6 protein-coding genes are annotated in these 7,557 nt (G+C 66.8%); 3 read left to right on the top strand and 3 right to left on the bottom strand.

Features of this window, described 5'->3' with window-relative positions; all coding sequences use genetic code 11:
- Positions 1 to 109 precede the first annotated feature (109 nt).
- Positions 110 to 715: a YdbC family protein gene (locus AB0N06_RS27275; protein ID WP_366137315.1), complete on the bottom strand. Its 606-nt coding sequence runs from the start codon at positions 713 to 715 to the stop codon at positions 110 to 112.
- Between the two features lie 89 nt (positions 716 to 804).
- On the opposite strand from AB0N06_RS27275, the gene AB0N06_RS27270 reads away from it, so the two are divergent.
- Both AB0N06_RS27270 and AB0N06_RS27265 read left to right on the top strand, forming a co-directional pair.
- On the top strand, positions 805 to 1,761 hold the full coding sequence (locus tag AB0N06_RS27270; RefSeq protein ID WP_366137319.1) for a DUF1152 domain-containing protein: 957 nt from the start codon (positions 805 to 807) through the stop codon (positions 1,759 to 1,761).
- Positions 1,762 to 1,889: 128 nt separating this feature from the next.
- Positions 1,890 to 2,426, top strand: coding sequence for a TerD family protein (locus AB0N06_RS27265; protein ID WP_366137314.1), 537 nt, complete (start codon positions 1,890 to 1,892; stop codon positions 2,424 to 2,426).
- A 98-nt stretch (positions 2,427 to 2,524) separates the two neighbouring features.
- On the opposite strand, the gene AB0N06_RS27260 is transcribed toward AB0N06_RS27265, so the two are convergent.
- Positions 2,525 to 5,428: a vitamin B12-dependent ribonucleotide reductase gene (locus tag AB0N06_RS27260; RefSeq protein WP_366137313.1), complete on the bottom strand. Its 2,904-nt coding sequence runs from the start codon at positions 5,426 to 5,428 to the stop codon at positions 2,525 to 2,527.
- A 161-nt stretch (positions 5,429 to 5,589) separates the two neighbouring features.
- Positions 5,590 to 6,102, bottom strand: coding sequence for a transcriptional regulator NrdR (nrdR, locus tag AB0N06_RS27255; protein WP_366137312.1), 513 nt, complete (start codon positions 6,100 to 6,102; stop codon positions 5,590 to 5,592).
- Between the two features lie 553 nt (positions 6,103 to 6,655).
- On the opposite strand from nrdR, the gene lexA reads away from it, so the two are divergent.
- Positions 6,656 to 7,450, top strand: coding sequence for a transcriptional repressor LexA (lexA, locus tag AB0N06_RS27250; RefSeq protein WP_266980763.1), 795 nt, complete (start codon positions 6,656 to 6,658; stop codon positions 7,448 to 7,450).
- Positions 7,451 to 7,557 lie beyond the last annotated feature (107 nt).

Here is a 7,557-nt window from a genome sequence, read left to right as displayed (position 1 = left end):
CATGCCGGTGACGATCAAGGGTTTGCGGCCGATGCGGTCGGCGAGGTGGCCGGTGCGCGCAAACCTTGCCGGTCGCGGCACTGGCGCAAGGGCCCCGGGTGCCGTCAGCTCAGACTGTCCAGGAGGGCTCGAGTTGCACGACGTCCCCCGCCAGAGCCGCCACATCGTCCTCGGTCTGCGCCCGTTGCGAAAGCCGTTCGACGCTCCCCGGCCGGTACTTGCCCCGCTCAGCGCTCGACTGCCACATCGACAACACGAGGAACTCGTGCCCCGGCGCTTCACCGAACACACCGCGCAGCATTCCGGGCGATCCGGCCATCGCCGGATTCCACACCCGCTGCTGCATCAGCGTGAAATGCTCCACGCGGTCCTCATGCACGGTGCTGTGTGCCACTCTGACCACGTCCGCATCAGTGAAATGCGGCTCGAAGCCGGTCTTCACGTCGAAGCGGCATTCGAACAGTTTGACCTGGATGTCGCTGTACGTTCCGGACTGCGCCGCAGCCAACTGGTCATGCGCGCGCGCCATGAAGGAGTCGTAGAAGACCCGGTTCTCCCAGAACGCGAACACATGGGCAACCTCCGGCCGCCCCCGACTCCATCCGCCCCCCTGTCCCCTGAACCCCGGCTCACCGAGCAGCCCCGCCCACTTTCGCTGCCCCCGCTCGAAACCACGACGATCCATCACGGTGCAGCGAATCCACTTGACCAGCACCGCGCTATCGTACGGCGCCGAACGTGGCGCGGGTCATGCTCTGCCGGAGTGCGCCCGAACCGGTTAACCAGGACCGGAGAATGATCTCCATGACGGCCTTCCACACCAACCCTCTGTTCGCGCGTCTCGAATCGGCCGAGCGCATCCTCGTGGCCGGGGCGGGCGGCGGCTTCGACATCTACGCGGGCCTGCCGGTGGCGCTCTCCCTGCTCCATCAGGGCAAGGACGTCCGGCTCGCCAATCTGTCGTTCAGCGCGCTCGAAGGGCTTCCCCTCAACGCCTGGCTGGCACCGGACGTCGCAGTCATCACCCCTGAAACGGCCCTCCATCAGGCGTACTTCCCGGAACGCACCCTCGCCCAGTGGCTCGAGCTGCACCACTACCCGAGCACCGTGCACGCCTTCACCCGGGTGGGAGTGCAGCCGCTGCGCGCGGCCTACCGGGCGCTGATCGAGCGGTACGACATCGATGCGGTCGTCCTTGTCGACGGCGGTACGGACATCCTGATGCGTGGAGACGAAACCGGGCTCGGCACCCCGGAGGAAGACCTGACCAGTGTCGCCGCCCTCGCCGGAATCGACGTACCGGAGCGCCTTGTCGTCTCCGTCGGCTTCGGAATCGACGCGTACCACGGGGTGAGCCACGGACTCGTCCTGGAGAACATCGCCGCTCTCGAACGCGACGGCGCCTGCCTCGGAGCATTCTCCGTCTCCCGTACGACGCGCGAGGGAGCCCTCTTCGTCGACGCGGTGGCACACGCCCAGGAGCACACGCCCGAGGACCCGAGCATCGTCAACGGATCGATCGCCGCCGCGGTCCAGGGCGCTTTCGGGGACGTCCAGTTCACGTCACGCACCCGTGGCAGCGAGCTGTTCATCAACCCGCTGATGACGCTCTGCTTCGCCTTCGAGCTGGAAGGGCTGGCCCGCAACTGTCTCTACCTCGACCGCATCGAGAACACCCACCTGATGCGGCAGGTGAGCAGCGCGATCGAGCTCTTCCGCGAAGAGATCAGCCAGCGTCCACCGCGCCGCATCCCGCACTGAAAGGCGCCGGGAACAACTATGGCCCGATTCCGCCGCCCGCTCCCAAGCCGGTTGGCTCCAGGGAGAGTTACGGACATGATCGGATGGTACGACCGGTCCGACGGCCCAGCGACAAGGAGGGAAGCGCGATGAGCACTCCCAACAAGGACTTCGAAAAGGTCGAGGTCAAGCTCAAGTGGGACCCGAGTCCGCCGGGCGCGCCCGCTCACGACCTCGACATCATCGCGGCGACCTACCCGGCGGACGAACCGTCCGGCAGCCCCTCGTATCTCGTGCACTTCGACAGCCGCTCGCCGGACGGCACCATCACGCTGAACCGCGACAGCAGGACCGGCCAGGGTCTCGGTTTCGACGAGGTGATGACTCTGGAACTGGAGCGGCTGTCGACCGCGTACGCCCGGGTCGTGGTCGGAGTGGTCATTCAGCAGCGCGACGGCCGGAAGACGTTCGGCGACATAGCCAATACCGGCGTGCAGATTCGCGAGGGCTACACGAACCTGGCGGAGGACGACTTCTCCGGGGTCGCCACCGCTACCGCGGCGACCGTGGCCGAGTTCGTCCGGGACGGATCGGGCATCTGGACGTTCGATGGAACGGTCCGGGGCTTCGACGGCGACCCCGGTTCGTATGCCGCGATCATGGGAAACCACAAGCCGGGCACCTGACACCTTGGGCGCCGGCAGGACGGACGCCGAGGGCGGCGGAGTCGAGAGACCGACTCCACCGCCCTGACCGGTGCTTCATGCCCCTACGGGGCTCTGGATCAGCTGCAGCCGCTGGTCGAGCCGCAGCCCTCACAGATGTAGCAGGACCCGGCGCGCTGCATCTTCGTACCGCAGGAGAAGCACAGCGGCGCGTCCGCGCTGATGCCCAGCTGCATCTCGACGAGCTCCGCCGAGGTGTGTGCCGTCCTCGGAGCGGGCATCTCCGCCTCCTGCGGAGCGGCTACCGCCTTCAGCGGCTCCGTCCGGAGCGGGGCGGACTGGGCCAGGCCCTCGACATCCAGCTCGTCGTCCTCGAGAGACGGCTCGTACGAACCGGTGTCGAGGTGACGCTGACGCTCCTCGGCCGAGTGGATGCCGAGTGCCGAACGGGTCTCGAAGGGCAGAAAGTCCAGCGCCAGGCGACGGAAGATGTAGTCGACGATCGACTGCGCCATCCGCACATCCGGGTCGTCCGTCATGCCGGCCGGCTCGAAGCGCATGTTGGTGAACTTCGAGACGTACGTCTCCAGCGGGACGCCGTACTGCAGACCGACCGAGACGGCGATGGAGAAGGCGTCCATCATGCCGGCAAGGGTGGAACCCTGCTTGGACATCTTCAGGAAGACCTCACCGAGACCGTCGTCCGGGTAGGAATTGGCGGTCATGTAGCCCTCGGCGCCACCCACCGTGAAGGAGGTGGTGATGCCGGGACGGCCCTTGGGCAGACGCTTGCGGACCGGGCGGTACTCGACGACCTTCTCGACCGCGCTGCGGATGGTCTCCTCGGCCTTGGCCGTAACCTCGGCCTTCTCCTTCTCCTTGGTCTTCGCGGAGAGGGGCTGGCCGACCTTGCAGTTGTCGCGGTAGATGGCGAGCGCCTTGACGCCCATCTTCCACGCCTCGAAGTAGACCTCCTCGACGTCCTCGACGGTGGCCGTCTCCGGCAGGTTCACCGTCTTGGAGAGCGCGCCGGAGATCCACGGCTGGATGGCCGCCATCATGCGCACGTGGCCCATCGCTGAGATGGAACGCTCGCCCATCGCGCAGTCGAAGACCTCGTAGTGCTCGGCCTTCAGACCGGGGGCGCCGATCACATTGCCGTGCTCGGCGATGTGGGCGACGATCGCCTCGATCTGCTCCTCCTGGTAGCCCAGGCGGCGCAGAGCCTGCGGAACGGTGCCGTTGACGATCTGCATCGAGCCGCCGCCGACCAGCTTCTTGAACTTGACCAGGGCGAGGTCGGGCTCGAGGCCGGTGGTGTCGCAGGACATCGCGAGACCGATGGTGCCGGTGGGCGCGATGACCGAGGCCTGTGCGTTGCGGAAACCGTTCTTCGCGCCGAGGCGGATGACGTCCTGCCAGGCCTCCGTGGCGGCGGCCCAGATCGGGTTGTCCAGGTCGTCCATGTGGACGGCCGCGGCGTTGGCGTCGGCGTGCTGCTTCATGACCCGCTGGTGCGGCTCGGCATTGCGGGCGTAGCCGTCGTACGGGCCGACGACCGCGGCGAGCTCGGCGGAGCGCTTGTACGAGGTGCCGGTCATCAGCGAGGTGATGGCCCCGGCGAGGGCGCGGCCGCCGTCGCTGTCGTACGCGTGGCCGGTCGCCATCAGCAGGGCGCCGAGGTTCGCGTAGCCGATACCCAGCTGACGGAAGGCGCGGGTGTTCTCGCCGATCTTCTGGGTCGGGAAGTCGGCGAAGCAGATGGAGATGTCCATCGCGGTGATGACGAGCTCGACGACCTTGGCGAAGCGCTCGGACTCGAAGGACTGGTTGCCCTTGCCGTCGTCCTTGAGGAACTTCATCAGGTTCAGCGAGGCCAGGTTGCACGACGTGTTGTCCAGGTGCATGTACTCGCTGCACGGGTTCGAGCCGTTGATCCGGCCGGACTCGGGGCAGGTGTGCCACTGGTTGATCGTGTCGTCGTACTGGATACCCGGGTCGGCGCAGGCCCACGCGGCCTCGGCCATCTTGCGGAAGAGGGACTTGGCCTCGACCTCTTCGATGACGTCACCGGTCATCCGGGCGCGCAGCCCGAACTTCCCGCCGGACTCGACGGCCTTCATGAACTCGTCGTTCACGCGGACCGAGTTGTTGGCGTTCTGGTACTGGACGGACGTGATGTCGTCGCCGCCCAGGTCCATGTCGAAGCCCGCGTCGCGCAGGGCGCGGATCTTCTCCTCCTCCTTGACCTTGGTCTCGATGAAGTTCTCGATGTCGGGGTGGTCGACATCGAGAATGACCATCTTGGCCGCACGGCGGGTGGCGCCACCGGACTTGATCGTTCCGGCGGACGCGTCGGCGCCACGCATGAAGGAGACAGGACCGGAGGCGTTGCCACCGGAGGACAGCAGCTCCTTGGAGGAGCGGATACGGGAGAGGTTCAGGCCGGCGCCGGAGCCGCCCTTGAAGATCATGCCCTCTTCCTTGTACCAGTCGAGGATCGACTCCATGGAGTCGTCGACGGCCAGGATGAAGCAGGCGGAGACCTGCTGCGGCTGGGGCGTGCCGACGTTGAACCAGACCGGCGAGTTGAAGCTGAAGATCTGGTGCAGGAGGGCGTACGCCAGCTCGTGCTCGAAGATCTCGGCGTCGGCCGGGGAGGCGAAGTAGTTGTAGTCCTCGCCCGCCTTCCGGTACGTCTTCACGATCCGGTCGATGAGCTGTCGCAGACCGGTCTCGCGCTGCGGCGTACCCACAGCACCGCGGAAGTACTTGCTGGTGACGATGTTGACCGCGTTCACCGACCAGAAGTCGGGGAACTCGACGCCACGCTGCTCGAAGTTGATCGAGCCGTCGCGCCAGTTGGTCATGACGACGTCACGGCGCTCCCAAGCCACCTCGTCGTACGGATGCACGCCGGGGGTGGTGTGGATGCGCTCGATACGCAGGCCCTGCTTCGTCGCAGTCGACTTGGATCCCTTGGCTCGGGAACCTCGTGCCGGGCCGCTCGCCGTCTCTGTCATGCCGCCTCCCATATGTGGGCAAAAACGCCCTGAAGTGCCCAGAACTTCCCGGGGCACAGTGTGTGTCTGATGCTTCGGATGCCGCGCACAGCACCCGGAGCAGGTTCCTGCAGCCGCCCTGCCGCTGATCTCACAGCCCTGTGTCGATCAGCCGGTGTCACTCAGTCGGCGGCGACGGCGGGAACGGGAACCTCGAGAGTCCCGCCGGTCCCGCATCCCTCCATGGGAGACCGTCGCTCGCGGAGTTCCACGATCGCGGCCTCGAAGTCTTCAAGTGTGTCGAACGCCCGGTACACGGACGCGAAGCGCAGGTACGCGACGAGGTCGAGTTCCTGCAAAGGGCCAAGAATGGCCAGACCCACGTCGTGGGTGGTCAGCTCGGCGCTTCCGGTGGCGCGCACCGCCTCCTCGACCCGCTGTCCGAGCTTGGCGAGGGCGTCCTCGGTGACCGGCCGCCCCTGGCACGCCTTGCGCACGCCGGAAATGACCTTGGTGCGGCTGAAGGGCTCGGTCACCCCGCTGCGCTTCACCACCATCAGCGAGCAGGTCTCCACTGTGGTGAAACGGCGGGAGCAGTCGGGGCACTGGCGGCGCCGACGGATCGACGTGCCGTCGTCGGTGGTGCGACTGTCGACGACCCGGCTGTCGGGGTGCCTGCAGAAGGGGCAGTGCATGGCTCCGAACCCTCCTTCACGGCACGACTGAATAGCCTCTCCAGGCCCTGTTGGGGACCTTCGAAGCAGCCACAAGCATAGGCGATGGCCACGGCCGGATCGACCGGCGACCACAACTTCTGGGTGGCTGGAACAATCCAACCACTAGATCTTGGGTTTGGTTGCGCATTTGGCCCTAGCGCGTGTCACGCATCCCGGGCGGCCCGCAGGCAACGTGCGGCCGCCCACGAGGTTACGGGACACTCCCGGCCGCACGGATCGCGGGGCACCCGGCGCCTGACCCGAACGGCCGCCGGAAGAGCACCCCGCGTGGCAGCGGCGCGGCCGCGAAGGCTACCGTAATGCTCCGAATTGCCGGTCGCGCCGGAACGCCACAAAGCGACCCGGACCTGGGCCGGAACACCGTCGGAAACCCACCCGAACCTCGCTCATACACCCAGCAGTGAACAGGGCACGGGCTTTTATTTGTTTTTCACTCGAACGTGTGTTTGGCGCAACCTTTCGAAAGCTACTACCGTTGTCCAGCTAGGGAGACCATTCGAGAGGGGCCGACGTGACCACCACCGCAGACAGTGCCACCATCACTGCCCAGGACCGCTCCCAGAGCCGACTCCAGCCGGTGCATGCCATGAATGACTCAGTCACGAACACGGAGGGGCCAGAGCCGGCACGACCGGCACGCTCGCTCCCCGGCCGACCTCCAGGCATCCGAGCGGACAGCTCGGGGCTCACGGACCGCCAACGGCGCGTGATCGAGGTCATCCGGGATTCCGTGCAACGCCGGGGATACCCGCCATCGATGCGGGAGATCGGTCAGGCGGTGGGCCTGTCCAGCACGTCCTCGGTCGCCCATCAGCTGATGGCCCTGGAGCGCAAGGGCTTCCTGCGCCGCGACCCGCACCGTCCCCGGGCGTACGAGGTCCGTGGTTCGGATCAGCCCAGTACGCAGCCGACCGACACGACCGGCAAGCCCGCCGCATCGTACGTACCGCTCGTCGGGCGGATCGCAGCCGGTGGCCCGATCCTCGCCGAGGAATCGGTCGAGGACGTCTTTCCGCTCCCCCGCCAGCTGGTCGGGGACGGCGAGCTGTTCGTTCTGAAGGTCGTCGGCGACTCGATGATCGAGGCTGCGATCTGTGACGGCGACTGGGTCACCGTCCGACGTCAGCCCGTAGCGGAGAACGGCGACATCGTGGCCGCGATGCTGGACGGCGAGGCCACCGTCAAGCGCTTCAAGCGGGAGGACGGCCATGTATGGCTGCTCCCGCACAACTCCGCGTACCAGCCGATCCCTGGCGACGAGGCAACCATTCTCGGCAAGGTCGTGGCGGTGCTGCGGCGCGTGTGAAGAGACACCTGTTCCGACAGGGCCCCGGGATCCGCTGCACCGGTCCCGGGGCCCTGTCGGTGCGGCTGACGCCGTCGACCCCTCACAGATGAACAGAAGCCCTGGAC

The sequence above is a fragment of the Streptomyces sp. NPDC051020 genome (genome assembly GCF_040683105.1).
GTDB lineage: Bacteria > Actinomycetota > Actinomycetes > Streptomycetales > Streptomycetaceae > Streptomyces.
Note: the sequence above shows the minus strand (reverse complement) of the source record. Positions and strands in the feature narration are given on the sequence as shown.